The sequence below is a fragment of the Bradyrhizobium sp. AZCC 2176 genome (assembly GCF_036924645.1).
Taxonomy (GTDB): Bacteria; Pseudomonadota; Alphaproteobacteria; order Rhizobiales; family Xanthobacteraceae; genus Bradyrhizobium.
On sequence record NZ_JAZHRX010000001.1, the window covers coordinates 5,945,599 to 5,972,528 of the forward strand.

Sequence of the window (26,930 nt, forward strand, 5' to 3'; positions counted from 1 at the left end):
CGTATTTGCCAAACCCGATAAACTCTCGTATTGGTCACGTCAAGTCGCTTTTGTGTGAGAGGACCGATGCCGAGGGGAAAAGCCGGACATAAGGCAGCCGAAGCGGGAACTGCGGGATTGGCGCGCCTCGTCCCGACCCAGCAACGCAGCCGCGAGCGGTTTGAAAAAATTCTCGCATGCGCCGCAGAGCTGATGGCGGAAAAAGGCAGCGAAGCCTTCCGCATGAGCGACGTCGTCGAACGCAGCGGCGTGCCGTTCGGCTCGCTCTATCAATACTTTCCGGACAAGACCGCGATCATCGGCACGCTCGCGGAACGCTACAACACAGTCGGGCGCGACTGCGTCCGGCGCGACCTCGCCGTGGTCAAGACGGCGCGGGATCTGCATCCGGCCCTGTGTCGGATTACCGACAGCTACTATCGGATGTTCGTGGATGTGCCGGTCATGCGCGACATCTGGCAGGCGACGCAGGCCGACCGTGCCCTGCAACGACTTGACGAGGAGGATGGCGTCTATCTCGCCGGGCTGCTCGGCGACGCGCTGCGGCGTATCGCACCCGACGCGCCCAGAGCCGCCCTCGCCTCGTTTTCCCAACTGATCATGACGCTGATCGCAGCGACCGTCCGCCACGCGATCGCGCAGGACGCGAAGGAAGCGGCCCGCATCCTCACCTTGTTCAAGCGGATGCTGCCGAACAATCTGGCTGCGCTGGAGATGTAGCGAAGCGGTCGATACTTATTGCTCGAACACTGCCGCACAAGCCGGGCTCAGGCTCGACTTCTGCCGGCGCAGGCATGCGGTAATCGCCCGGGCGTTCGGGATCTCGCCGGCACAGAGCCGGTAGACGTCGGGCGTGCAGGCTCGGCGCTGTTCGGGAGTACCTTGCTGGGCACCGGCCGAGCCGCTCGCCATCAGCGTGAGCAGGAAGCCGAGCGTCGAAGCCCGGCGGGAACGACGGAATAGTGCCGCACCTCGTACAAACCTTGCCTTCATTGACCGCGTCTCCCTGGATCACGCCCGCCTTGAGATGGCAGGCGTCATCCAGCGAATACGCGAACTGAATTTTGTAGAATGTGATTTTTCTCACACGACGTCCCACCTGCGCGGGGTTAGTGTTGCGCGGGGAACTCAACACTTTAGTAACCAGCTTTGCCGCGGCCGCCGAATCGTTAAAATTCGAGCGATCCGCTCAATCTGGAAACAAAATAGTTTTGCGACCATCGCCTCTGGAACCCCGGAGAGCGCGATGAGCGAAGTCGAATACGATTTGCTGCTGGAAGTCGTGCAGACGGCCATTGCGCCAGCCCTGGAGGATGATTTCGTGGTCCAGACCCAGCGCTTTTGTCCGTCGCCGCGTGCCGCCAACGACAACCAGGCCCGTTGGCCGCTGGTTCCGTTTCCCGAGGGCTGGTACGCCGCCTGCTGATCGCGGCCGGCCTGCTGCGGCCTCTCATATAATCAGTCTAAGTCATTGATTATATGGATGGAGGCCACGACCAGAATTGAACTGGTGTACACGGTTTTGCAGACCGTTGCGTAACCACTCCGCCACGTGGCCCCATCGGGCGCACTCATATACGCCCTGCCCCGGATAGGCAACCAAGCAGCGCTGGTCCCGTCCCGCGCTGGTTAGCGACTGACACAGCCCGGATCTTGGCGCCTCAGCCGGCGGACCTATCGCCGTGACGATTATTCCGAAGCCCCAGCTTGGCCGTCCTGGCGCGGATGCCCGCGACCGTCCGCTTCATTTCCATCGCGATTACCCTCGGCGGCTTGCCGCTGCCGATCAGCGACCGCAGCAGCGTATCGTCTTCTACCGTCCATTCAGCGCCGCTCAGTTGAAAGCGCTCTTCGCGGCTTGCTTCCACGGTTGGCGGCGCAAACCTCACCCAGCCCAGCGTCTCATGGAAAATGACGACGAAGGCGATCCACAGAACGATCGCCCGCCCCTCGGACAAGGCCGCGGATTTGAGATGTTCCGCGCTGAACGTCGCCGGCACCAAGGCACCCAGAGCGGGCCAGATGTCTCCCGCGATTGAATTGACGCCATGCGCGTACAGCGACACGAAGGGGCCGGCGGCGATGGCACCGATGGCCGCGATCAGCCAAAGCGGCAGTCTTCGCCCGGCTGTCTTGCTCACCCATTGGGTGACGAGGCCAGCGAGGCACCAGGGCACAATGGCGAGGAAAAGGACATAGACGGTCGCGCCAGCCGCTCCCATGATGGCCAGATACGGTCCGAGAACGGCCGAAAGCACCGCCAGCACGATCGGAACGCCGCAAAAGAAAACGAGATCGATCAGAGCCTGTTTCGACAGGCGCAAATGCGCAACCAATTCCATCCGTTGCTCCGCTTGCATCCGACGCACCGTCATAGTGCGAGCGAAAGCATGGAGCAACCTTCAGTCCTTCAATCGCGCACGTCATGAGACGCGACCGAGTACAAGTCGGAACGCCCATCCGACCTGGCATCTGGCGCGTGCCGTCATCGACACCCGATGACGGCCGTGCAGCTTAGAATACGCTGCTGATGGCCGCGACAACGAACGGCGCGGCCATCAGCAGCACCGGCCACAGCCGGAACATCAGGCGGCGAGACTACTGCCTGCGGCAATTTTCTTTTTGAGGGTCTCACAGACGGTGCGGACTTCGGATGTCATCAGGGAACAATCCTCGATCTGCAGGAAGTAGCGCTTGCCCTCCTCGCGATAGTTCGCCGCCAATTCCTTGATCTCGTCCACCATGGCGTGAACGCCGGCAACCATCGCCTCACATTTCTTGGCGGCCTCGGCCAGTTCGGCACCGAGCGCTTCGATTTCTTTCACCGCGGCCTCGTATTCGCGGACCACGGCTTCGGCTGAGAGTTTGCCGACCTGATTGACGCCTTCCTTGTGCTCTACGTAGTCGGGCATCGGGCCTACCGGCAACGGACGATCGTCGCTGTGAGGCACCGCACGGATGAACGGCCCTCGCCGGGTGTTGTGGATGATGTTGCCGATTTCCCCTTCGATTTCGTTGGCGTCAAGTAATGGAGAGCGAGTGAGAATTTCTGTGCTCAAAGTCATCGACTAAGCTCCAAATTGTTACGCGGAGAATTTGGAATTTAGCACCGTCAAGGGAGATGTCATCATTGTCCACAGCCCGCTATGTCTTGAATCCGACATTGGAACCCGCGTGCTGGCGTCCCCCCTATGACGGGTGATAGTGCAACATTGCGCAATTCGTACCAGTTTCGTCCACGCAGCTTTTGCTCGAACGCCGGAGTTAGCCGCGCTTGCGGCGCCTAAAATCCCGCTTCTTCGGCTTCGGCGCGAGCTCGGGCATTTCGGCTTGCACTTCCCGATAGCGTGCCAGCATGCGGTCGAAGCTTGCGTTGAGCGCCTCCGCGATCGCAGGCCGCTTCTCGAGCGCGGCGAGCAGCAGGCCGGCGGCCTCGATGGTGGACAGGCCGTCGCGGCGCGGCTCCTTGCGGAGCTTACCGTAACGCGACGGGCGTTTCGGCCCGAGAATGACCCGCTGACATTTCAGCATCCACGCGTTGCGCCACCATAGCGCCTTGGCCTGGCTCCAGGTTCCGTCGAGCAGCACGACGCCTTCGATGTCGGAAAGGATCGCCCGCTGGTGCGGCTCGATTTCGCCCTTGCGGTTGATCGCGACGATCTCGGCATCGGTGTCGAGATCGGCGACCTTGGCCGAACCGAGATAAAGCACAGCCCAACGCGAGGGATCGTGGACCGTCCGGCCCAGCGCCTTGGAGAGGCTTGGCCAGGACAAGCCGATTTTGACGACCGCATCCTTGAAATGCATTGCCGTCAGCCGCGCGGTGCCGAGCGCCCGGTCCTGCTCCTGCGGGTGCTGCAGGATCAGGAGCGAGGTCTTGCTTTCGATCGGCGTGACGCTGTCGCAAATACAGAGCGGCAGCGGCTTGGCGCAATGCGGACAGTCCGGGACCACCTCTTCGGCGGAGCCGGACTTGGAACTGGCTTGTTCTGACATCTGCCCGCTATACGCTTCGTGGCCAGTAATTCAACTATTCGGCGGGCGCGGCGACCGCGGCCGGCTGGCGTCGCTGCCTCAGCCGGTCGATCAGGAGGTAGATCACCGGCGTGGTGTAGAGCGTCAGGATCTGCGACACGAACAAGCCGCCGATGATGGTGATGCCGAGCGGCCGGCGCAGCTCGGTGCCGGGGCCGGTGGCAATGACCAGCGGGATGCCGGCAAACAGGGCGGCCATCGTCGTCATCAGGATCGGCCGGAACCGGGCGCGGCACGCCTCGAAGATCGCGTCCGCCGACGACAGGCCGCGGTGGCGTTCGGCGTCGAGCGCGAAATCGACCATCATGATGCCGTTCTTCTTGACGATGCCGATCAACAGGATGATGCCGACAAAGGCGATCACCGTCAGCGGCGTGTTGGTCACCTGCAGCGCCAGCAGCGCGCCGAGGCCGGCGGACGGCAAGGTCGAGATGATCGTGATCGGGTGGGCCAGGCTCTCATAGAGCACGCCGAGCACGATATACATCGCCACCAGCGCGCCGAGGATCAATAGCGGCTGTCGGCCGCTGGTCTTGTTGAAATCACCGGCATTGCCGTCAAAACTGCCGCGGATGCCTTCCGGCATGTGCAGTTCCTCGACGGCGCGCTGGATGTTCGAGGTCGCGACCTCCAGCGGTACGTTGGGCAGAAGATTGAACGAGACCGTCGTCGAGGGGAACGATTGCGAATGATATACCGCGAGCGGCGACAGGCCGCGCTGGTAGCGCACCACGGCCGATAGCGGCACCTGCGCATCGTTGGCGCCGGCCACATAGATGCGTTCCAGGTTGGAGGGATCACTCTGGAATTTCGGGTCGATCTCAAGCACCACCATGTACTGGTTGCGCTGGGTATAGATAATCGAGATCTGCCGCTGCGCGAACGCGTTGTTCAAGGCGTTGTCGATATCCTGCACGCGAACACCGAGGCTCGAGGCGGTCTTGCGGTCGATCACCAGCGACAATTGCAGCCCGCCGGGATCGCGGTCACTGGAGATGTCGGTGATACCCTCCACCGTCTCCATCCGCTTGGCGACCAGCGGCGCCCATTTCTGCAGCAGATCGAGGTTGGTGCTCGACAGCGTGTATTGATAGTCGGAATCACTCTGCCGGCCACCCGTGCGGATGTCCTGCGCGGCGAACATAAACAGCCGGATGCCGGCGACCCGGTAGAGATTGCGCCGCAGGCGATCGATCACCTGTGCGGTCGATAGGCCCGCCCGCTCCTCGGGTGGCTTCAGGCTGATGAACATGGTGCCGCGGTTGGAGCCGCCGCCGCCCGGACCGGCGGTGCCGCCGAGCGACGAGCCGACGCCGGCGACCGCCGGATCGGCCATCACGATGTCGGCCAGTTGCTGCTGCAGCCCGAGCATCGCCTGGAACGAGGTGTCGGGGGATGCGCGTGTCGCGCCGATCACAAAACCGCTGTCGTCGGTCGGGAAGTACCCCTTCGGTGTCTTGATATACAGCACCACCGTCAGCGCGATGGTCGCAAAAAACACGATCAGCGTGAGAAACGGGAATCCCAGCACCGCCCGCAGCGTCCAGGTGTAGAAGGCAACGATGCGCGACAGCGTGCCCTCGACCAGGCGGTCGAACCAGGTCGCGCGATCGGAAGTCGCCTCCTTGATATAGTGGGCGCAGATCATCGGCGTGATCGTGAGCGAGACCACGGTCGATACCACAATGGCGAAGGTCAGCGTCAGCGAGAATTCGCGCAACAGCCTGCCGACGATGCCGTCCATGAAGATCAGCGGCGTAAACGCCGCGATCAAGGACAGGCTGATCGAGAGCACGGTGAAGCCGATCTGTTTGGCGCCCTCGAGGGCGGCCGGATACGGCGCCATGCCATGTTCGAGATTCCGGTACATGTTCTCGATCATGACGATGGCGTCGTCGACCACGAAACCGACCGAGATCGCGAGCGCCATCAGCGACAGATTATCGATCGAGAATCCGGCGAGCCACATGCCGGCGCAGGTCCCGGCCAGCGCCAGAGGCACCGAAACACCCGCCGCAAGGGTCGGCGTCAGTCGCCGCAGGAACGCGAACACCACCACCATCACCAGGAAGGCGGTCGCCAGCAGCGTATATTGCATGTCGAGCACGCTGGCGCGGATGGTGCCGGTGCGATCGACCAGCGTCGATATTTCCACCCCGCCGGGCAGCCACTGCTTCAGTTCGGGGAGTAGCGCCCTCACCCGATCGACGGTGTCGATCACATTGGCGTCGCCCTGCTTGGTGATCTGGATCAGGACCGCCGGCTGCTTGTTGAACCAGGCGATCGAGCGGCTGTTGCGGACGGAATCCTCGACCTCGGCGACGTCGGCGAGACGGACGAAATTGCCGGCCGAGCTCTTGACGATGATATCGCGGAATTCGGCCGCGGTGCGCATCTGCCGGTTGGTCGAGATCGTCTCGCTCTGACGGCCGCCGTTGAAGATGCCGACCGGTCCCAGCGGATTGGCGCTGATGATCGCAAGCCGGACGTCGTCGGTCGCGATATCAGCATTCGACAGCGCCACCGGATTGAGCGCGATCCGCACCGCCGGCTGGTCGGCGCCGGTGACGTTGACTTCGCCGACGCCCGGCACCTGCGAGATGCGCTGCGCGATCACGGTGTCGGCCACGTCGTACATCGCGCTGGTGGTCAGCGTCTTCGACGTCAACGCCAGCACGAATACCGGCGCGGCGGCAGGATTGGCCTTGCGGAACCGCGGCAGCGACGGCAGGTCGCTCGGCAAGTCGGCCAGGGACGCATTGATCGCCGCCTGCACGTCGCGCGCCGCGCGGTCGATGTTGCGGCCGATCGCAAACTGCAACTGGATGCTGGTGGAGCCGAGCGAACTGGTCGAGGTGATCTGGTCGAGGCCCGCGATCTGGCCGAGCCGGCGTTCCAGCGGCGCGGCAACGGTCGAGGCCATCACGGAAGGATCGGCGCCGGGACGCGTGGCGGACACCCGGATCATCGGGAAGTCGACGTTGGGCACCGACGAGACCGGCAGAAAGACATAGGCGACCATGCCGACGAGAAACAGCCCGATCGCCAGCAGCGTGGTGCCAACCGGCCGCCGAATGAAGGGCTCCGAGATCGATGCCATCTATTGCATCCCCTCGGTCGCGCCGGCGACCGTCGGCCCGGGAGGCCCTGGGTCCGGCACCGCCCTTTCGATCTTTCGATTGAGCCGGTCGAGCGCCAGATAGATCACCGGCGTCGTATAGAGCGTCAGCAACTGGCTCAGCAGCAAGCCGCCGATGATGGAGATGCCGAGCGGGAAGCGCAATTCGGCGCCAGTGCCGCTTTCGATCGCCAGCGGCAATGCGCCGAACAGCGCGGCCAGCGTCGTCATCATGATCGGACGGAACCGCAGCAGGCAGGCCTGCACGATGGCTTCATTGGGCGACATGCCCTGATGCCGCTCCGCCTCCAGCGCAAAGTCGATCATCATGATCGCGTTTTTCTTGACGATGCCCATCAACAGAATGATGCCGATCAGGCCGATCACCGACAGGTCCTGCCCGCACAGCATCAGCGCCAGGATGGCGCCGACGCCGGCGGATGGCAGCGTCGAGAGAATGGTGATCGGGTGAATGTAGCTCTCGTAGAGCACACCGAGCACGATGTAGATGGTGACGATTGCCGCCAGAATGAGCCATGGCTGCCCGGCCAGCGATTTGGAGAACTCGGCCGCGTCGCCCGCATAGACGCCGACGATGCTGCCGGGCATGCCGATCCTGGTCTCGATCTTCTTGACCGCCTCGACGGCATCGCCAAGCGCCTCGCCGGGCGCGAGGTTGAAGCTGAGTGACACCGCCGGAAACTGCGCCAGATGTGAAATCGCCAGCGGCGCGGTGGTGCGGGTCAGCGTCGCCACCGCCGACAGCGGCACCTGGGCGCCGGGGGCGCCTGCGGTGGTACTCGCGGCCCCCGGCAGATAGAGCTTTGACAGAATCGACGGATCGCGCTGGTACATCGGCATCGCCTCCAGCACTACGCGGTACTGGTTGGCCTGGCCGTAGATGGTAGAAATCTGCCGCTGCGCAAAGGCGTCGTTGAGGGTGTCGTTGACCGCCTGGATGCTGACGCCGAGTTGGCCAGCGCGCTGGCGGTTGATGTCGAGCGCGGCGCGCAAGCCGCCCTCCTGAGCTTCCGAGGAGACGTCGCGGAACAAGGGATCGCGGCGCATTTCGGCAATCAGCTTCTGCGACCACAGCGAGACCTGCGCCGCGTCGGTGCCGGTCAGCGTATACTGGTACTGCGAGCGGCTCGACTGGGTCGAGATCTGCACGTCCTGCACCGGCTGGAAATAGATGGTCATGCCGGGGATCGAGGCGGTGCGTTGCTTCAGCCGGTCGACCACGACGGCAACATCATCGTGCCGTTCGCCGCGTGGCCGCAGCGTCATCACCAGGCGTCCGACATTGGTGGTCGGGTTGACCGAGCCTGCCCCGATCACGGAAACCACGCCGACGACGTCAGGATCGGCCTGAATCGCAGCCGCCGCCATCGCCTGCCGGCTTTGCATCTCGGCAAAAGAAACGTCGGGTCCGGCCTCGGTCACCGCCGTAATCGACGCGGTATCCTGCAGCGGCAAAAAGCCCTTCGGCGCAATCACATACATGAAGAGGGTCGCTGCGATGGTGGCGAACGTCACCACCAGCGTCGCCCGCTGGCGCTGCAGCACCCACAAAAGCGTGCGATGGTAGAGGGCGACCATGCCGTCGATGAAGCGGCTGACGGCAGCAAGCCCCGGAACCGTCATCTCTTCGCCGACATGCTTGAGCAGCCGCGAACACATCATCGGCGTCAGCGTCAGTGACACGATCGCAGACGTCACGACCGCAATCGTCAGCGTCAGCGCGAATTCGCGGAACATGCGCCCGACCAGCCCGGACATGAACAGAAGCGGAATGAACACCGCAATCAGCGACACCGTCAGCGAGATCACGGTGAAGCCGATTTCGCTGGCGCCCTTCAGCGACGCCTCCATCACGGATTCGCCGTTCTCCATGTGGCGGACGATGTTCTCGATCATCACGATGGCGTCGTCGACCACGAAGCCGGTGCCGATCGTCAGCGCCATCAGCGACAGATTGTCGAGGCTGAACCCCGAAAAATACATGATGCCGAAGCTCGTGATCAGCGACAGCGGCAGCGCCACGCCCGCGATCAGGGTCGCGCGCAGCGACCGCAGGAACAACAGCACCACCAGCGTCACCAGCACCACGGAAAGGATCAGCGTGAACTGGACGTCGCGCACCGAGGCGCGGATGGTGACGGTACGGTCGGAGACGATGGTTAGTTTGACGCCGGCCGGGATCGCGCGCTGCACCTTGGGGATTTCGTCACGGATCTGCCGGACCACCTCGATCACGTTGGCGCCGGGTTGCCGCTGGATGTCGATGATCACGGCCGGCGTGCCCTGATACCAGCCGCCGGTTCGATCGTTCTCCAGCCCGTCGACGATGATCGCAACGTCGCCGATCGTGACCGGCGAGCCGTTGCGGTAGGCAATGATGATCGGCTTGTAGGCTTCCGCCGCCGCGATCTGGTCGTTGGCGGCAATGGTGTAGGCCTGCTGCGCTCCGTCGAGCGATCCCTTCGGCCCCGACACGTTGGCGCCCGCGATAGCGTTACGCAAATCCTCCATCGAAATGCCGTACGCTGCAAGCCGTGCCAGATCGGCCTGAACCCGCACCGCAGGCTTCAGCCCACCGAGTATTGCAACGCGCCCGACGCCGGAAATCTGGCTGATGCGTTGCCCAAGGATCGTATCGGCGATGTCGCTCATGGCGCGCAGCGAGATCGTCTCCGACGTCAGCGCGAGCGTCATGACCGGGGCATCCGCCGGATTCACCTTGGCGTAGGTCGGCGGGTACGGCAGGTTCTTCGGCAGGATGCCGGCGGCCGCGTTGATCGCGGCCTGGACGTCCTGGGTGGCGCCGTCGATGTCGCGGTTGAGGTCGAACTGCAGCGAAATCTGGCTGACGCCGAACGAGGAGGTCGACTGCATCGACGACAGCGACGGAATCTGCCCGAGTTGGCGCTCCAGCGGCGCGGTGATCAGCGACGCGATCACGTCGGGGCTGGCGCCCGGCAGTTGCGTCGTCACCTGCACGGTCGGGAAATCGACCTGCGGCAGCGCCGATACCGGCAGTGCCCAATAGCCGAGCGCGCCGCCGATCATCAGCGCGATCCCCAATAGCGAGGTCGCGATCGGCCGGCGGATGAACGGTTCGGAGACGCTCATGGTTGCGTCCTCACTTGCGAATTCATTTCAGGCGTGCGGCGCGTCGATCATGGCTGCGACTTCGCGGCGCCGCCCGACGGCTCGGCTGGTGCCGGACCGGTTTGTCCCTTCTGATCGCCCTCGCCGCGCTCGCGCTTGCCGCGGTGTTCGCCGTCCTTCGCCGGACCGCCTTTGGAATCTCCCTTGGCGTCTCCTTTGGCATCCGGCGAGCGGCTGCGCTTGCGCGGCGCCAGATCGGCGGTCGGCGCCCGGTCGTCGGTGCCGATCAGAACCCTGGCGCCGTCAGAGAGATTGGCAAAGCCGGTGGTCACCACGCGGTCGGAGACCGAAAGGCCACTTGCGACGACGGCGTCGTTTTCGTTTTGCTGCGTCACCACGACCGGTTTGGCGGTAGCGATATTGTCGGGGCCGATCACATAGCTGAAGGTACCAATAGGGCCGCGCTGTACGGCGGCGGCCGGCACCACGATCGCCTTCTCCAGCGTCTCGACCTTCAGCCGCACATTGACGAATTGTCCGGGCCAGAGCTGGAACTTGGCGTTCGGAAATTCGGCCTTCAGCTTTAGCGTGCCCGTGGTCGGATCGACCTGGTTGTCGATGCCCTTGAGCGTACCGGTATCGACGACTGTGACGCCGTCATTGCCAAACACGTCCACCGCCAGCACGCCCTTGGCTGCGGCGGCGTTGACCCGCACGATCTGCTGCTGCGGCATGCTGAACTGCACGGCGATCGGCTGCAACTGGGTGATGATGACGAGGCCGGTGACGTCAGAAGCGCGGATGATGTTGCCCTGGTCGACCTGGCGCAGGCCAACGCGCCCCGTCAGCGGCGCGATGACCTTGGTGTAGCCGAGCATCGCCCGCGCATTGTCGATCGCAGCCTGGTCCGCCTGCACCAGCGCTTCCTGCTGGGCGACCACCGCGCGCTGCGTATCGGCCTGCTGCTTGGAGCCGGCATTCGACGCGGCAAGCTGCTGATAGCGCGCCAGATCGAGCTTCTGGTTGGCAAGCAGCGCTTCATCCTGGGCTTTCTTGGCCACCGCCTGATCGTACTGGGCCTGGTAGATCACGGGGTCGATCTCGGCCAGCACGTCACCCTGCTTGACGTCCTGGCCCTCGACGAAATTTACCTTGATCAGCTTGCCGTCGACCTGAGCACGCACGATAACGTTGTTCAACGCGCGGACCGAGCCCACCGCGTCGAGATAGACCGGGACATCCTGCGTGCGCGGTGTCGCCGCCAGCACCGGCACCGGGAGGTCGGGGCGCGCGCCGGGCCCGCCGCGGCCGGTCTGCTTCTGCTGAAAGGCGTTCCAGCCGAGATAGCCGAGGCCGCCGAGGATCAACAGCGTGATCGTTAGCGATACCATCCGCCGGCCGATGCCGCGCGCGACGCGCTTGCCCGCCGTCTTCGCGTCGTCCTTTACTTCCGGCTTAAAGAGCATTGACCGGCCTCTCCATCCTGGGCTCCCAGCCGCCCCCCAGCGCCTGATAGAGACTGACGATCGCGAGTAGCCGGGCCAATTGGGCCTGCCACAGCAAATCTTCAGCCTGGAATAGCGTCTGCTGCGTATTTAGCACAACTACGATATCGGCGGTCCCTGCCCGCAGCTGCTGCTCGGACAGCTCGAAGGCCCGCCGTGAGGCCGCCACCACCTCACGCTGCAACCGCAGCCTCTCGGTGGTCTGGCGGATCGACATCAAGGCAGTATCGACATCGGCAAAGGCTTGCACCACCGTCTTGCGATAGGTCTGCAGCAACTCGTCCTGCCGCGCCTTGGTGAACTCGAAATTGCCGAGGATCCGGCCGCCGTCGAAGATCGGCTGGGTCAGGCTGCCGACCATGCTGAAGAACGCGGCGTGAGGCTGAAACAGCGATGTCAGCGCCGAGCTCTGATAGCCGCCCTGCCCGGTCAATTGAATGCTCGGAAAGAACTGCGCGCGGGCGTTGCCGACATTGGCGGTCGCGGAGGCAAGCTGGGCTTCCTGGCGGCGGATGTCGGGACGCTGTGTCAGCAATTCCGACGGCAGGCCGGGCGTGACCCGAGGCGCGGCGATCTGGTTCAGAGATCCCCCGGTCACACGCACCGCTTCCGGGGGCCGCGACACCAGGGTTGCCAGCGCGTTGATGTTCTGGTCGAGCGTCTGCCGCAGCGGCGGCACCAGGGCGCGCTGGTTGGCGACCACGCTTTCCTGTTGCGCGACGTCGAGGTCGGTGCCGGTGCCGGCCTTGAAGCGGTCCTTGATGGCGTTGAGGATGCGCTCGGCGCTGGCGATGTTTCGCTGCGCCGTCCTGATCCGGTCCTGCGCGGCGAGCACCTGGAAATAGGCATTGGCGACGGTCGTCAGCGTGGTCAGCGCGACGACGTCGCGATCGAAGCGGTTGGCGACCGCGGTCTCTTCCGCTGCTTGCGCGGCGTCGCGGTTCTTGCCCCAGAAGTCCAGCTCGTAGCTGGCGCTCAGCGAGGCCGAATAGTTGACCACCTCACGGCCGCCAATACTCAAGCCGCTGGCGCTCGATCCGGAGGTCCGGGAATAGCTCTCCGAGCCGCTGCCGCTGAGAGCAGGCAGAAGTGCCGCGCCCGCGATTCGCGCCTGCGCATCGGCCTGCTTGAACCGCGCCGTGGCTGCCGCGATGTCCAGATTGACGGTCTGCGCCTCCTCCATCAGGCCCGTCAGCTCCCGCGAACGGAAGCCGCGCCACCAGTCGAGCGTCGGCGGTGCGTCCGCGGCCCGCGAAAGCCTCGCCGCCTTGTAACCTTCGGGCACGTCGAGCGCGGGATCGGGAAGATCCTTGGTCAGGATGCAGCCGGAGGACGCGGCGACAAGGCCAAATACTGCAAGCGATCGCGCCAGCCGCTGGGCGCCGGGGACCAGAGCAGGCCAGTGATCCATCGCAGCAGTTGCAGTTCGCTGGGTCACACCCGTTCTCCACCGGGCAAATCCCGGCACGGCGCATAACGAGCGCTACTCCTGATGGCCTGCATTACGTTCACGGGGTGATGCTTCCGTTGGAACCGACCGCCATACTAGCCTTGCGGTTCGGGCGCGGACAGCCCCGCGCAGCCCACCGCCGATCGTCCGCACGGGTGCGCAAAACAGGCAGTAAAGGGCTCGTTTCCCCTTGTTTTATAGGGTTTGTCGTGATGTCGGGACGCGGCAGGACCATCGAAATCTTACGAAGATTTCATGGGCTTTTCCTGGGATTTTTCCCCTGTTCTCACGCCCGCATCGGCCTGTCGTACAGCGAATCCCCGCCTGTGGCCGATTTGAAACTCCGGGAACAGCCCCCCGTATCTCGCAGCGTGCCATGGAGGGCCAAAAATGCGAGTCGCGGTGGTCGGGACCGGAATCAGCGGCAATGCCGCGGCCTGGACGTTGTCGAAACATTATCCGGTCACCGTCTACGACCGCGAACTCAGGCCCGGCGGCCACAGCCACACCGTCAGCATCGACTATGACGGCGCGCAGCTTGCGGTCGACATCGGCTTCATCGTCTACAACGAACTGAACTATCCGGACCTGACGGCGCTGTTCGCCCATCTCGGCGTCGAGACCGTCGAAAGCTGCATGAGCTTTGCGGTGACGGCGGACACCGGCCGCTTCGAGTGGAAAGGCGGCGGCAACAACTGGTTCGAGACCGCGTGCGGGTTGTTCGCGCAGCCGCGCAACATGCTGTCGCCCTCCTATCTCTGGATGCTTCGCGACATCGTCACCTTCAACCAGCAGAGCATCGAGGATTACGCCGCCGGAAAATTGGCCGGGCTGACGCTTCGCGAATATTTCCGCACCCGCCACTTTGCGCCGCGGCTGTTGACCGATTATCTGGCGCCGATGGGCGCAGCGATCTGGTCGGCGCCATCGAGCGAGATGCTGGATTTTCCGGCCGAAAATTTCGTCGCCTTCTTCGCCAACCATCGCCTGCTGCAATATGACCGCCCGGTCTGGCGCACCGTAAAGGGCGGCAGCCATCGTTATGTCGAAAAACTGACCGCTTCATTCCGCGACCGGATCAAGTTCGGCTGCGCCGTCATCGGAATCGAGCGTACCTCGTATGGCGTCATCGTCCACGACAGCCACGGCAAGACCAACACCTACGATCATGTCGTGATCGCTTCCCACAGCGACCAGGCACTGGCGATGCTGTCGGATGCCGATGACCGCGAGCGCGCCATCCTGGGCGCGATCGGCTATTCGCCGAACACGATCTATCTGCATCGCGATACCAGCCTGATGCCGAAGCGCCGGCGCGCCTGGGCGTCCTGGAATTTCCTGCGCTGGCCGCGCCTGGGAAGCGTCGATAACGACGTCTCGGTGACCTACTGGATGAACGAGCTGCAGGGCATCGATCCCGACAAGCCGTTATTCGTCAGCCTCAACCCGCCCGTCGCACCGGATCCCTCACTGACGTTCGGCAAGTACCTGTGCGAGCACCCGCAATATAACGCCACGGCCTTTGCCGCCCAGAGGCGCCTGCCCGAAATTCAGGGCCGGCGACATACCTGGTTCTGCGGCGCATGGACCGGATACGGATTCCACGAGGACGGATTGCGATCAGGCCTTGCGGTCGCCGAAGCGCTCGGCGCGGTGGCGCCATGGCGCCAGGCATCGCCCGAGCTGGCGGAAGCTGCGGAGTAGCCATGCGCATAACCCCGGCAGGATCAAAACGACCTTCCGCCGACGCGGCGGCACTTTACGTCGGCTGCGTCATGCATGCGCGGCTGAAGCCGATCGATCATCGTTTCAGCTATCGCGTGATGAGCCTCTTGATCGATCTGGACCGGCTCGCGGACGCAGACCGGCTATCGCCGCTGTTCGGCGTCAACCGCGCAGCGCTCTACGCTTTCCATGAGGCCGATCATGGCAGACGGGATGGATCATCCTTGCGTGCCTACGCGCAAAATTGCGCGGCCGAGCGTGGTATCGACCTCACGGGCGGACGGGTGCTGCTGCTCTGCTATCCCCGCCTGCTCGGCTACACCTTCAATCCGCTTTCGGTCTATTTCTGCTATCGCGCTGATGGTGAGCTGGCGCTGCTGATTTACGAAGTGCGCAACACCTTTGGCGACATCCATCCTTACGTCCTGCCGGTAACGTCAAACGAAATCAGCGACGCCGGCGTGCGCCAGCAGCAGGACAAGCTGTTCTACGTCTCGCCCTTCATCGAGATGGCGATGCGCTATCATTTTCGCGTGCTGCTGCCCGGCGAGCGCGTCCAGTTGCGAATTCTGGAAACCGGCCACGAAGGCCCCGTCCTCGCTGCAACTTTCAATGGCAGTTGTCGCATGCTCGACACCAAGGAGTTGCTGCGCGCGTTTTTCGCCCTCCCACTGGTCACCGTAAAGATCATGGCGGCGATCCACTGGGAGGCGCTGCGGCTCTGGCTGAAAGGCGCGCGGCCGGTGTCGCGGAAGGATGCAGCCCACAATACCGGCTTGGCGAGCGGGAAAAGCAACGATTATACTTCGCGGCCGTTGCCCACCCGTGCCAGGGATTGAAGCAGGATCAATCGACCATGCGAGGCCGGGTAAACCGCCATTCGATGGATCGCCCATGTCCGAGTTGATTTCGGTCACATCGGAAACCGTAGACGCGACGTTTCCGGAATTGCCCCGCCTGGTCCGGCTGGCGCTGGGCTTTGGTTCAAAGCTGCAGCACGGCACGCTCGACGTAACATTGGCCGACGGCCGCCTGGTCCGGTTGGGCGGCAACGGGCCGGGCCCGGCCGCAGCGATGAAGATCTACGACTACGGCTTCGCCTCACGACTGCTGCGCGGCGGCGACATCGGCATTGCGGAGGCTTATTTGCGCGGCGAATGGGACACGCCCGACCTCACGCAGTTCCTCTATCTGTTCTGCGTCAACCAGGACTGGATGCAGACCATGCTGATCGGCAACCCGCTGACACGCACCTTCCAGGCCGTTCGGCACTGGCTCAACCGCAATACCAAGCGGCAGGCCCGCCGCAACATCTATGCGCATTACGACATCGGCAATGCGTTCTATTCGGCCTGGCTCGATCCCAGCATGACTTATTCGTCGGCGCTGTTCGAGGACGACACGCCGGACCTGACCGCAGCCCAGCACAACAAATACCGACGGCTGGCCGAGGCCATCGATCTGCGGCCGGGCCAGAAGCTTTTGGAGATCGGCTGCGGATGGGGCGGCTTTGCCGAATACGCCGCCAAGACGTTCGGCGCCAAGGTCGTCGGGCTCACCATCAGCAAGGAGCAGCGCGATTTCGCGCAGGCGCGCATTCACAGCGCCGGGCTCAGCGACAAGGTCGAGATCAGGCTGCAGGATTATCGCGACGAGCGCGACCGCTATGACCGGATCGCCTCAATCGAGATGATCGAGGCGGTCGGCGAGCAATTCTGGCCGAAATATTTTTCACAGTTGCGCGACCGCCTGCTGCCTGGCGGGCTCGCCGGCATCCAGGCCATCACCATCCAGGACAGCCTGTTCAAGACCTATCGCCGCGAAGTGGACTTCATCCAGCGCTACGTCTTTCCCGGCGGCATGCTGCCCTCGCCGCAGATCCTTAAAACGCTCGGCGAGCGCTTCGGCGTTCCCGTCATCCGCGAGCGCATTTTCGGGCAAGATTATGCCAGGACGCTTGCGATCTGGCGAAGCAATTTCCGCGCGGCCTGGCCCAACCTGACGCCGTCCGGCTTCGACGACCGCTTCCGGCGGCTGTGGGAATACTACCTCGCCTATTGCGAGGCCGGGTTCCTGTCCGGAAATATCGACGTCCGTCAGGTGGTGTTTGCGAAATCGGGCTGACCGCCTGCCCGAACGCTGGCTTGTGCGGCTAGCGGCGGTCCTTTAGGGTCGCCCAACGATTAGGCAAGCAAACCGGCAATTTCAAAGACATGGCCTTCAACAAAGACGTCATCGAAGCGATCGGCAACACGCCCCTCATCAAGCTGAAGCAGGCATCCGAGCTGACCGGCTGCACCATTCTCGGCAAGGCCGAGTTCATGAATCCGGGCCAGTCGGTCAAGGATCGCGCGGGCAAGTGGATGATCCTCGAAGCCGAGAAGCGCGGCGATCTCAAGCCGGGCGGGCTCGTGGTGGAATCGACCGCCGGCAATACCGGCATCGGTCTCGCCGTCGTCGCCAGCGCGCGCGGTTACCGGACCTTGATCCTGATTCCGGAGACCCAGAGCCGGGAAAAGAAGGACACGCTGCGGCTTTGTGGCGCCGAGTTGATCGAAGTGCCTGCGTTGCCCTATTCGAACCCGAACAATTACCAGCACGTCGGCAAACGGTTGGCCGAACAGCTTCGCAAGACCGAGCCGAACGGTGTCTTGTTCGCCGATCAGTGGAACAATCTCGACAACGCCAAGGCGCATTACGAATCGACCGGTCCGGAAATCTGGGACCAGACCGGCGGCAAAATCGATGGCTTCATCTGCTCGGTCGGCACCGGCGGCACGCTGGCCGGCGCCAGCCGCTATCTGAAGGAGAAGCACCCGGGCATCGTCAATGCCTGCGCCGATCCGCACGGCTTTGCGATGTACGAGCTGTTCAAGCACGGCACCGCCAAATCGACGCCAGGCGACTCGATCACCGAAGGCATCGGCCTCGGCCGCGTCACGCCCGTGGTCGAGACTGCGAAGGTCGACGACGCTTTCCTGATTTCGGATGAGGAAGCCGTAACTGTCATCTACGAGCTGCTCGAGCACGAAGGCCTGTGCCTCGGCGGCTCGACCGGCATCAATATCGCCGGTGCGATCCGGCTCGCGAAGCAACTCGGACCCGGCAAGACCATCGTCACCATCCTCGCCGATTCCGGCAACCGCTATCAGTCAAAACTGTTCAATCCGGAATTCATGCGCTCGAAGAACCTGCCGGTTCCGGCATGGCTGGAAAGGCGCACTGAGATCGACGTGCCCTTCGTCAAGGTGTGAGGCGGGAGAGTTGTAGGGTGGGCAAAGGCGCCCTTGCGCCGTGCCCACCATCTCTCAACGACGACACTTCTGGTGGGCACGCTGCGCTTTGCCCACCCTACAGACAGACGCTAATGCCGCAAAATCTGGCTCAGGAACAGCTTCGTTCGCGCGTGCTGCGGGTTGGCGAAGAATTCCTGCGGCGTATTTGACTCGATGACCTGCCCCGCATCCATGAAGACGACGCGGTTGGCGACTTCCCGCGCAAATCCCATTTCGTGGGTAACCACCAGCATGGTCATGCCTTCCCTGGCGAGGTCGACCATGGTGTCGAGCACTTCCTTGACCATTTCAGGATCGAGCGCCGAGGTCGGCTCGTCGAACAGCATCACCTTCGGGTTCATGGTCAGTGCGCGCGCGATGGCGACACGCTGCTGCTGGCCGCCCGACATCTGGCCCGGGTATTTGTTGGCCTGATGCGGGATCTTGACCCGCTCCAAAAATTTCATCGCCGCCGCTTCGGCATCCTTTTTCGGGATGTTGCGCACCCAGATCGGCGCCAGCGTGCAGTTCTCCAGCACGGTCAGATGCGGAAACAGGTTGAAGCTCTGGAACACCATGCCGACTTCGCGGCGGACTTCGTCGACCCGCCGCAGGTTCGGTCCGAGTTCGATACCTTCCACGACGATGTTGCCTTCCTGGAATTCTTCCAGCGCGTTAATGCAACGGATCAGGGTCGACTTGCCCGAGCCCGAAGGACCGCAGATCACGATGCGCTCACCCTTGGAGACATCGAGGTTGATGTCGCGCAGGACGTGAAACTCGCCGTACCATTTATTGAGGCCCTGGATGCCAACGATCGAATCTGTGCTCATGGTCCTACACTCAGTTGCGGCGGTGCACGTTCAGCCTGTTCTCGACGAACAGAGAGTAACGCGACATGCCAAAACAGAAGACGAAATAGATGATCCCGGTGAACGCAAAGCCGGTGAACAGCGTGGTCGGCGTCGACCAGTTTGGATCGGAAAATGACGCGCGCAGCGATCCCAACAGATCGAACAGCGCAACGATCGAAACCAGCGAGGTGTCCTTGAACAGGCTGATGAAGCTGTTGACGAGGTTGGGGATGACGTGGCGCAACGCCTGCGGCATCACGACCAACGCCGTGGTCTTGCCCCATGACAGGCCGAGCGCACTTGCCGCCTCGCTCTGCCCGCGCGGGATCGCTTGCAGGCCGCCGCGGATGTTTTCAGCCTGGTAGGCGCCGGTAAACAGCGCGATCCCGATCAGGGCGCGCACCAATCCGTCGATGGTGAAACCGGTCGGAACGAACAGCGGCAACATATAGGTTGCGAAGAACAGCACCGTGATCAGCGGAACCCCGCGCCAGAACTCGATAAAGGCGATCGAGAAAATCCGGATCAGCGGAATCGACGAGCGCCGGCCGAGCGCGAGCGCGATTCCGACAGGCATCGACGCGACGATGCCGGTAACCGACACCACCAGCGTCACCAGCAGGCCACCCCACAGCCGCGTGTCGACGACAGGCAATCCGCCACGGTCGAGCCCCATCACCCCGATGGCAATGCCGATACCGGCGAAGATCGCGAGGCAATTGACCAGGGGACGCAAAGCGTCGCGTTTGCCGGCGCCCAACCAGAACACCAAAGCGGAAGCGATGATGGCGGTAACCGCAAGATCCGCCCACACCGGACGGCCAAAAGCCTGGATCTGGTCGCGCAGCCAGGTCAGCGGCAGCAACAACCAGGAGATCACCGTAGCGACCAGCACGATCAATTTGCCGAGCAGCCATAGCAGCGGCCCGATCACGGCCGTTGTCTCGCCCGCAGCCACGAGCTTCCGCCCGCCGTCGCCAATACTGTCGTTGAAGCCTGCCAGAAGTCCGGCCGTCCAGCTCACGCCAAACCCGCCCAGTCCGCCGCCATGCAGCAGGAAGAAGGCGACGACGGGCAATGCGCCAAAGAAAAGCCCGGCATTGAGGCCCTTGGCCGGCAGCCGCGGAATCAGCAGCGGCAGCAGCAGGATTGCGGCCAGGATGAAGGTCAAATTGACCCGCCAGCGCTCCGGCTCCGGATAGAATCCATAGATGAACTGGGTGAATTTCGCCTGGATGAACGGCCAGCAGGCGCCGACCACGTGCCCGGCATTCTCGGCAAGGCAGGCGGTGCGATCCCCGCCGGTCCAGACCGCATCGACCAGCAGGAATTTCAGCGCGGGAACGATGGTGAACCATAACAGCAACGTGCTGACGATCGTGATCAGGATATTGGTCGGCGAATTGAACAGGCGCGTGCGCAAGAAGCCGACAAAGCCCGTGGTCTTCACCGGGGCAGGGCGTTCGGCGACGAGGTCCTGGCGGACAAAGCCGGATGGTGTGGTGTCGCTCATCAGCCCATACTCCGGCTGATACGCCAACTATAGAAACTCATGATCGCGCTCGTCACCAGCGAAATCAGCAGATAGACGCCCATGGTAATGCCGATGATCTCGATCGCCTGCCCGGTCTGGCTCAGTGTCGTGCCTGCAAACACCGACACCAGATCGGGATAACCGATCCCGACCGCCAGCGAAGAGTTTTTGGTCAAATTGAGATACTGGTTGGTCAGCGGCGGCAGGATCACGCGTAGCGCCTGCGGGATCACGATCAGCCGCAGCACCGAGCCGCGCTGCAGTCCGAGCGAGGAGCCGGCTTCCATCTGCCCCTTGTGCACGGAGAGAATGCCCGCGCGCACGATCTCGGCAATGAAGGCCGCCGTGTAGGTCGATAGCGCCAGCGTCAGCGCGACGAATTCGGGAATGACACGTGAGCCGCCGGCAAAGTTGAAGCCTTTGAGTACCGGCACTTCAAACGTGACGGGTAGACCAAAGATCAGTGCGCTGACCAACGGAAGGCCGATGACCATGCCGAGCGCATAGGGCCAGACCTTGATCACCTTGCCACTTTGGAAGAGTTGCCGGCGGGAGTAACGCCACAGCGCAATCGCCGCCACGATCGCCACCAGGAGCGCAGCCGCAAACGGCTCGAACCCGGGCGTGCCGATCGGCTTCGGAATCACCAGACCGCGGTTGCTCAGGAAGAAACTGTCGAAAACGGAGATACTCTGCCGCGGATTGGGCAATGCGGCGAGGACGGCGAGATACCAGAACAGGATCTGGAACAACAGCGGCAGGTTGCGGATCAGTTCGACATAGCCGCCCGAAATCCGCGACAGCAGCCAGTTCGGCGACAGCCGGCCAAGCGCGACCAGGAATCCGATCAGCGTCGCAAAGAAGATGCCGATCACCGAGACCAGCAGCGTATTGAGCAGACCGACCAGGAAAACGCGGGTGTAAGGATCGGATCCCGAATACGGGATCAGGCTCTGGCTGACGTCAAAGCCCGCATTGTTGGCCAGGAAGCCAAAGCCCGCAGTGATCCGCTGCGCCTGCAGATTGGCGCGGGCATTGGCGACGATCTCGTAAGCAATCCAGGACAGTGCCGCGACGAACAGGATCTGGACGACAAAACCGCTCCAGCCCGCACTTCCACCGAGCATCCGCTGCAGTTTGGCAACAAACTGCGACGGTGGTTTCCGGGGTTCGATGGCCATCGCCGCAGCCCTCTCGGCTAGCGATCAGCGGATCGGCGGTGCGTACTGGATGCCACCCTTATTCCACAGCGCGTTGAGCCCGCGGGCAATTCCGAGCTTGGAGCCGGCGCCGACGTTGCGATCGAAGGCCTCGCCGTAATTGCCGACGGCCTTTACGATCCGCGACACCCAATCCTTGGTCAGGCCGAGCTGTTCACCGAGATTGCCGTCGGTCCCGAACACCCGTTTCATCTCCGGCTTGTCCGACTTGGCCATCTCATCGACATTCTTCTGGGTAATGCCGAGTTCTTCGGCAGTGACCATTGCGAACAGCGTCCACTTCACGATGTCAAACCACTGATCGTCGCCGTGGCGCACCATCGGGCCCAGCGGCTCCTTCGAAATGACTTCCGGCAACACGACATGATCGGCCGGGTTGGCAAGCTTCAAACGGTCGGCATAGAGGCCGGACACGTCGGTGGTGAAGACGTCGCAACGGCCGGACTCGTAAGCCTTGACGGCTTCGTCGTTCGTGCCGAACGCGATCACCTCGTACTTCATGTTGTTGCCCTTGAAGTAGTCGGCGAGGTTCTGCTCGGTCGTGGTGCCGGTCTGCACGCAGACGGATGCGCTGTTCAATTCCAGCGCCGAATTCACCTTCAGCGACTTTTTCACCATAAAGCCCTGGCCGTCATAATACGTGACGCCGGTGAAGTTGGCGCCCAGCGACGTATCGCGCGACAACGTCCACGTGGTGTTGCGGGACAGCACGTCGATTTCGCCGGATTGCAGCGCCGTGAAGCGGTCCTTGGCCGACAGCGGCACGAACTTGATCTTGGTGGCGTCGTTGAGGACGGCCGCCGCGATCGCCCGGCATACATCGACGTCGAGCCCGGTCCAGCTACCCTTGTCATCCGGAGACGAGAAGCCCGGCAGGCCCTGGCCGACGCCGCAAGACAGCATGCCCCGGTCCTTGACCGCCTTGAGGGTTTGCGCCGAGGCGACCTGGACCGAGAGACCGGCGGCAACGGCAAGGGTAACAACCAGAGATACGCGTTTCATGGGCAAGGCCTTTCAAGGGGCGTCCGGAGATCGTTTTTTAGGCAACGCCTCACGTTGTAGGGCCAACCCGCTGATCCCTCGCTGAAAAGCGTCATCCTGACCGTGCATTTGACGTGCCAACCCGGTCAGGCGGTGGATCTGATATCGCGGCAGGCCCCTCAACTTGCAGCGACTGTTAGTTGGCATGCATCTCAGAACGACTGGCGTGCCGGGTCAAGGGGTTGACGGCCGTCTTCTGTGTCTTGTTATTAACCCAGCCGCCCCCGACCCGCCGCCCGGCAGTGTTTTCGCGATCAAGTTGTAGCTGCGGCATAACGTCTTGGATGATGCAAACGCATGAGCTCTTCGAACGACGAACCGTCCAACCCGCAAAAAGCCGAAACCAGACTGGTCACCGCCGGCCGCGACACCAAGGGACAGCGGGGGTTCGTCAACCCGGCGGTCTTCCACGGTTCGACCGTGCTCTATCCGACCGCCGAGGACCTGCACGCCCACCGCGCCGAATTCTCCTATGGGCGTCATGGCTCGCCGACCACGCGGGCGCTGCAGGACGTGCTGATGTCGCTGGAAGGCCCGCAATGCGCCGGCGTCGGGCTGACGCCGTCGGGGCTGGCCGCAATCACCACCGCCCTGCTCTCGGTGCTCAGCGCCGGCGACCATGTGCTGGTGACCGATAATGTCTACCGGCCCTCGCGCAATTTCTGCAACGGCATGCTGGCGCGCTACGGCGTCGAGGTCAGCTATTTCGATCCGCTGATCGGCGCCGGCATCGAAAGCCTGTTCAAGCCCAACACCAAGGCGGTGCTGGTCGAGGCGCCCGGCTCGCAATCGTTTGAAATGAGCGACATCCCCGCCATCGCCGCCGTCGCGCATGCAAGGGGCGCGCTCGTCATCGACGACAACACCTGGGCCACACCACTGTTTCATCGCTCGCTCGATCAGGATGTCGACATCAGCATGCAGGCCGCCACCAAATATATCGGGGGCCATTCCGACATCATGTTCGGCACGATTTCGGCGAACGCCAAGGCGTGGCCGCTGATTGCCGAGGGCATCCGCCTGCTCGGCGTCTGCGCCGGTCCCGATGACGTCTTCCTGGCGCTGCGCGGCACGCGAACGCTTTCGGTGCGGCTCGCGCAGCATTACCGCTCGGGCCTTGAAATGGCCCGCTGGCTCGCCGCCCGGCCCGAAGTGCTCCAGGTGTTGCATCCGGCGCTTGAAAGCCACCCGGGGCATGCGATCTGGAAGCGCGACTTCACCGGCGCATCCGGTCTGTTCAGTATTGTTCTAAAGCCAGTGCCGCAAAAGGCGGTCGACGCCCTGCTCGATACCGTAAAGCTGTTCGGCATGGGCTTTTCGTGGGGCGGCTTCGAAAGCCTCGTCATCCCGTTCGATTGCGATTCCTACCGCACCGCGACCAAATGGTCCCCCGGCGGGCCGACGCTGCGGCTCCATATCGGCCTGGAGAATGTCGATGACCTCAAGGCCGATCTCGATCGCGGTTTTGCAGCGTTAAAGGCGGCCGGCTAGGCGGGCACCTCACGCCGCCCGATTGCCAGCCTTGGCCGCGCCCGCCATCTCCGCGGCGAGCAACAGAGCTGCCCGGCTGGCGCCGACCGAGGCGACGCCCTGGCCTGCGATGTCATAGGCCGTGCCATGCGCCGGCGTACAGATCGGAAACGGGAAGCCCCCCAGGATCGTCACCCCGCGATCGAAGCCCATCAGCTTCATCGCGATCTGGCCCTGGTCGTGATACATCGTCAGCACCGCATCGAAGGCACCGTTCTTGGCGCGCAGGAAAACCGTGTCGGCCGGAAACGGCCCCTCCGCCGCTATTCCCCCAGTCCGGCCGGCCACGACCGCGGGTTCGATCACGTCAATCTCCTCGCGGCCGAAATTGCCGCCGTCCCCGGCATGCGGGTTGAGCCCGGCTACGGCGATCCGGGGCGCGGCAAAGCCGGCCCGTCGCATGCAGGCATCAGTCAGTTTGAGCGCGCGATGAATGCGTTCGACGGAAAGACGCGAGGCCACGTCCCTGAGCGGGATGTGCGACGTGACGCGCGCATTCCAGAGCCTGTCAAGCACGTTGAATTCGCTGGCCGGCGTTTTCAGGCCGGCGATTTCGGTGGAGAACGCAATCTCGTCGTCATACTCCGCACGCGCGAGCCGCATTGCCTTCTTGTTGAACGGCGTGAAGCAGACCGCGTCCACCTGCCGGTCGCGCGCCAGCGTGAGCGCGCGGCGGTAATTCTCCAGCGCGAATGCACCGCCGGCCTGGCTGGCGACGCCACGTTCGATGGTCGCCGGATCGAGATGGCCAAGATCCATAAAGGCGGCATCATTGCCAATTGTTCGAGGGCCTGCGGACGGCGTGACATTTGGCAAGTCAGCCTTGACACCCGCCACGCGCGCACCTTCGTCGAAAACGCGGCGGTCCCCGATCACGATCAGGCGCGCGCGGGAGCGGACTTCGTCGAGGCAGGCGAGCTTTGCGGTCAGCTCCGGGCTGATGCCGGCGGGGTCTCCCATCGCCAGCGCAATCACCGGCTTGCCGGGGTTCTGCACGTTCATATGATCCTCACCTTTTCATGAGCGGCTTCGTCCGGCTTTCGCAGCAGACGCACGATCTGCAAGGCGAGTGGAAGCAGCAACAACGCCATCCCGGCCAGGACGAGGGTCGCCACCAGCCGGTTCGCAAAGAATATCTCGAGCGATCCCTTCGACATCAGCATGGCCTGCCGAAAGGCGTCCTCGGCCTTGTCGCCGATCACGATCGCAAGCACCAACGGCGCCAACGGATAGTGCAGCTTCTTGAAGAGATAGCCGACGACACCGAAGCCAAGCATCAAGACGACGTCGAGATAGGAGTTCGAGACCGAATAAGCGCCGACGACGCAGATGATTACGATAAGGGGCGCGATGACGGCGAACGGAATGCGCATCAGGGCGGCAAACACCGGAACGGTGAGCAACACCAGCGCAACCGCAACGATGTTGCCGACATACATCGAGGCGATCAGCCCCCAGACGAAATCCTTCTGGTCGACGAACAACATCGGCCCGGGATTCAATCCCCAGATCATCAACCCGCCCATCATGACGGCAGCCGTGGCCGAGCCGGGAATGCCGAGCGAGAGCATCGGCAATAGCGCGCTGGTGCCGGCGGCATGGTCGGCGGTCTCCGGCGCGATGATGCCCTCGGTCTCGCCGCTGCCGAAACGCGCGCCATTGCGCGAGAAGCGCTTGGCGATGCCATAGCTCATGAAGGAAGCTGCGGTCGGGCCGCCCGGCGTAATGCCCATCCAGCAGCCGATGGCGGCGCTGCGCAGCAACGCAATGCCATGGTGCGGCAGACGGCTCAGCGCCTGGAAGACTTCCTTCCAATCGACCCTCGACGATACCGCGCGGGCCTGGAACTCTTCCTCCACCGCGATCAGCAACTCGCCGATGCCGAACAGTCCCATGACGGCAACGACGAAGCTGACGCCTTTCACCAGTTCGTCGATACCCATGGTGAGCCGGACGCTGCCCGAGACCGTATCGATGCCGATCGCGGCGATGGCAAACCCGATCGCGAGCGCCACCACCGTCTTGATCGGCGCCGCGCCGCCCATGCCGACGAAGCTGGCGAAGGCGAGGAAATAGACCGCGAAGTATTCGGGCGGTCCGAAGGCGAGCGCCACCTGCGCAACCCAGGACGCCAGAAACGTAATCAGGATCACGCCGACAAGCGCGCCGAACGCCGCCGAGCCGAAGGCTGTGGCCAGCGCCGTGGTCGGCCGGCCGTCGCGCGCCATCGGATAGCCGTCGAACGTGGTGGCGACCGACGAAGGTTCGCCCGGGATGTTGAACAGGATCGACGTCACTGAGCCGCCGAACAGCGCACCCCAATACATGCTCGAAAGCAGAATGATCGCCGATACCGGCTGCATGCCGAACGTCAGCGGCAGCAACAGCGATACCCCGTTTGGCGCACCCAGGCCCGGCAGAACGCCGACCAGAATGCCGAGCAGGACGCCGATCACCATCAGCGTCAGATGCGGAACGGTGACTGCGATGGTGAAGCCGTGCAGCAGCGATTGAAGGTTTTCCATCGCCCGT

Annotated in this window: 21 protein-coding genes and 1 tRNA gene; 7 read left to right on the plus strand and 15 right to left on the minus strand. The window is 63.3% G+C overall.

What is annotated here, in order from left to right; all coding sequences use genetic code 11:
- Positions 1 to 66: 66 nt before the first annotated feature.
- Entirely contained in the window at positions 67 to 720 is a 654-nt protein-coding gene (locus V1288_RS27970; RefSeq protein WP_334360092.1) for a TetR/AcrR family transcriptional regulator, read from the plus strand.
- Positions 721 to 735: 15 nt separating this feature from the next.
- On the opposite strand, the gene V1288_RS27975 is transcribed toward V1288_RS27970, so the two are convergent.
- The gene (locus V1288_RS27975) at positions 736 to 993 is read right to left on the minus strand and encodes a hypothetical protein (protein WP_334360093.1); all 258 of its coding nucleotides are present in this window, start codon (positions 991 to 993) and stop codon (positions 736 to 738) included.
- A gap of 253 nt (positions 994 to 1,246) precedes the next feature.
- On the opposite strand from V1288_RS27975, the gene V1288_RS27980 reads away from it, so the two are divergent.
- Complete coding sequence (locus tag V1288_RS27980; RefSeq protein ID WP_334360094.1) at positions 1,247 to 1,426, plus strand: hypothetical protein; 180 nt, start codon at positions 1,247 to 1,249, stop codon at positions 1,424 to 1,426.
- A 58-nt stretch (positions 1,427 to 1,484) separates the two neighbouring features.
- On the opposite strand, the gene V1288_RS27985 is transcribed toward V1288_RS27980, so the two are convergent.
- The 8 genes from V1288_RS27985 to V1288_RS28020 form a co-directional block, all read right to left on the minus strand.
- Positions 1,485 to 1,558, minus strand: a tRNA-Cys gene (locus V1288_RS27985).
- A 103-nt stretch (positions 1,559 to 1,661) separates the two neighbouring features.
- The gene (locus V1288_RS27990; RefSeq protein WP_334360095.1) at positions 1,662 to 2,342 is read right to left on the minus strand and encodes a hypothetical protein; all 681 of its coding nucleotides are present in this window, start codon (positions 2,340 to 2,342) and stop codon (positions 1,662 to 1,664) included.
- 243 nt (positions 2,343 to 2,585) lie between these two features.
- Positions 2,586 to 3,065, minus strand: coding sequence for a hypothetical protein (locus tag V1288_RS27995; RefSeq protein WP_334360096.1), 480 nt, complete (start codon positions 3,063 to 3,065; stop codon positions 2,586 to 2,588).
- 199 nt (positions 3,066 to 3,264) lie between these two features.
- Entirely contained in the window at positions 3,265 to 3,996 is a 732-nt protein-coding gene (locus tag V1288_RS28000) for a tRNA-uridine aminocarboxypropyltransferase (RefSeq protein ID WP_334360097.1), read from the minus strand.
- A gap of 34 nt (positions 3,997 to 4,030) precedes the next feature.
- Entirely contained in the window at positions 4,031 to 7,135 is a 3,105-nt protein-coding gene (locus tag V1288_RS28005) for an efflux RND transporter permease subunit (protein ID WP_334360098.1), read from the minus strand.
- A complete protein-coding gene (locus V1288_RS28010) occupies positions 7,136 to 10,285 on the minus strand; it encodes an efflux RND transporter permease subunit (RefSeq protein ID WP_334360099.1) in 3,150 nt (1,049 codons plus the stop codon). It abuts the gene before it with no gap.
- A 47-nt stretch (positions 10,286 to 10,332) separates the two neighbouring features.
- Entirely contained in the window at positions 10,333 to 11,730 is a 1,398-nt protein-coding gene (locus V1288_RS28015; protein ID WP_334360100.1) for an efflux RND transporter periplasmic adaptor subunit, read from the minus strand.
- Positions 11,720 to 13,180, minus strand: a complete 1,461-nt coding sequence (locus tag V1288_RS28020) for an efflux transporter outer membrane subunit (RefSeq protein ID WP_334361421.1) — start codon at positions 13,178 to 13,180, stop codon at positions 11,720 to 11,722. Before V1288_RS28020 ends, V1288_RS28015 begins: the two co-directional genes overlap by 11 nt.
- Before the next feature lie 429 nt (positions 13,181 to 13,609).
- Here V1288_RS28020 and V1288_RS28025 point away from each other — a divergent pair, with 429 nt between their 5' ends.
- From V1288_RS28025 to V1288_RS28040, 4 genes are all read left to right on the plus strand, one after another.
- A complete protein-coding gene (locus V1288_RS28025) occupies positions 13,610 to 14,923 on the plus strand; it encodes an NAD(P)/FAD-dependent oxidoreductase (protein WP_334360101.1) in 1,314 nt (437 codons plus the stop codon).
- Between the two features lie 2 nt (positions 14,924 to 14,925).
- The gene (locus V1288_RS28030; protein WP_334360102.1) at positions 14,926 to 15,783 is read left to right on the plus strand and encodes a DUF1365 domain-containing protein; all 858 of its coding nucleotides are present in this window, start codon (positions 14,926 to 14,928) and stop codon (positions 15,781 to 15,783) included.
- Between the two features lie 55 nt (positions 15,784 to 15,838).
- A complete protein-coding gene (locus V1288_RS28035; RefSeq protein WP_334360103.1) occupies positions 15,839 to 17,068 on the plus strand; it encodes a cyclopropane-fatty-acyl-phospholipid synthase family protein in 1,230 nt (409 codons plus the stop codon).
- Positions 17,069 to 17,157: 89 nt separating this feature from the next.
- On the plus strand, positions 17,158 to 18,198 hold the full coding sequence (locus V1288_RS28040; protein WP_334360104.1) for a cysteine synthase A: 1,041 nt from the start codon (positions 17,158 to 17,160) through the stop codon (positions 18,196 to 18,198).
- A gap of 110 nt (positions 18,199 to 18,308) precedes the next feature.
- On the opposite strand, the gene V1288_RS28045 is transcribed toward V1288_RS28040, so the two are convergent.
- The 4 genes from V1288_RS28045 to V1288_RS28060 are packed head-to-tail and all read right to left on the minus strand — an operon-like array spanning position 18,309 to position 22,829.
- Positions 18,309 to 19,052 carry an amino acid ABC transporter ATP-binding protein gene (locus V1288_RS28045; protein ID WP_334360105.1) on the minus strand — a complete coding sequence of 248 codons (744 nt, stop codon included), beginning with the start codon at positions 19,050 to 19,052 and terminating at the stop codon, positions 18,309 to 18,311.
- A gap of 10 nt (positions 19,053 to 19,062) precedes the next feature.
- On the minus strand, positions 19,063 to 20,586 hold the full coding sequence (locus V1288_RS28050; protein WP_334360106.1) for an amino acid ABC transporter permease: 1,524 nt from the start codon (positions 20,584 to 20,586) through the stop codon (positions 19,063 to 19,065).
- Positions 20,586 to 21,788: an amino acid ABC transporter permease gene (locus tag V1288_RS28055; RefSeq protein WP_334360107.1), complete on the minus strand. Its 1,203-nt coding sequence runs from the start codon at positions 21,786 to 21,788 to the stop codon at positions 20,586 to 20,588. The genes V1288_RS28050 and V1288_RS28055 overlap by 1 nt, the downstream gene beginning before the upstream one ends.
- A 24-nt stretch (positions 21,789 to 21,812) precedes the next feature.
- Positions 21,813 to 22,829 carry an amino acid ABC transporter substrate-binding protein gene (locus V1288_RS28060; protein ID WP_334360108.1) on the minus strand — a complete coding sequence of 339 codons (1,017 nt, stop codon included), beginning with the start codon at positions 22,827 to 22,829 and terminating at the stop codon, positions 21,813 to 21,815.
- 336 nt (positions 22,830 to 23,165) lie between these two features.
- Between V1288_RS28060 and metC the strand changes: the two genes are divergently transcribed.
- Complete coding sequence (gene metC / locus V1288_RS28065; protein ID WP_334360109.1) at positions 23,166 to 24,359, plus strand: cystathionine beta-lyase; 1,194 nt, start codon at positions 23,166 to 23,168, stop codon at positions 24,357 to 24,359.
- A gap of 9 nt (positions 24,360 to 24,368) precedes the next feature.
- On the opposite strand, the gene V1288_RS28070 is transcribed toward metC, so the two are convergent.
- Together V1288_RS28070 and V1288_RS28075 are read right to left on the minus strand one after the other, a co-directional pair.
- Positions 24,369 to 25,400, minus strand: coding sequence for a 4-hydroxythreonine-4-phosphate dehydrogenase PdxA (locus tag V1288_RS28070; RefSeq protein WP_334360110.1), 1,032 nt, complete (start codon positions 25,398 to 25,400; stop codon positions 24,369 to 24,371).
- Positions 25,397 to 26,923 (minus strand): tripartite tricarboxylate transporter permease, encoded by a 1,527-nt coding sequence (locus V1288_RS28075; RefSeq protein WP_334360111.1) that lies wholly within the window; start codon positions 26,921 to 26,923, stop codon positions 25,397 to 25,399. The genes V1288_RS28070 and V1288_RS28075 overlap by 4 nt, the downstream gene beginning before the upstream one ends.
- Positions 26,924 to 26,930: the final 7 nt, after the last annotated feature.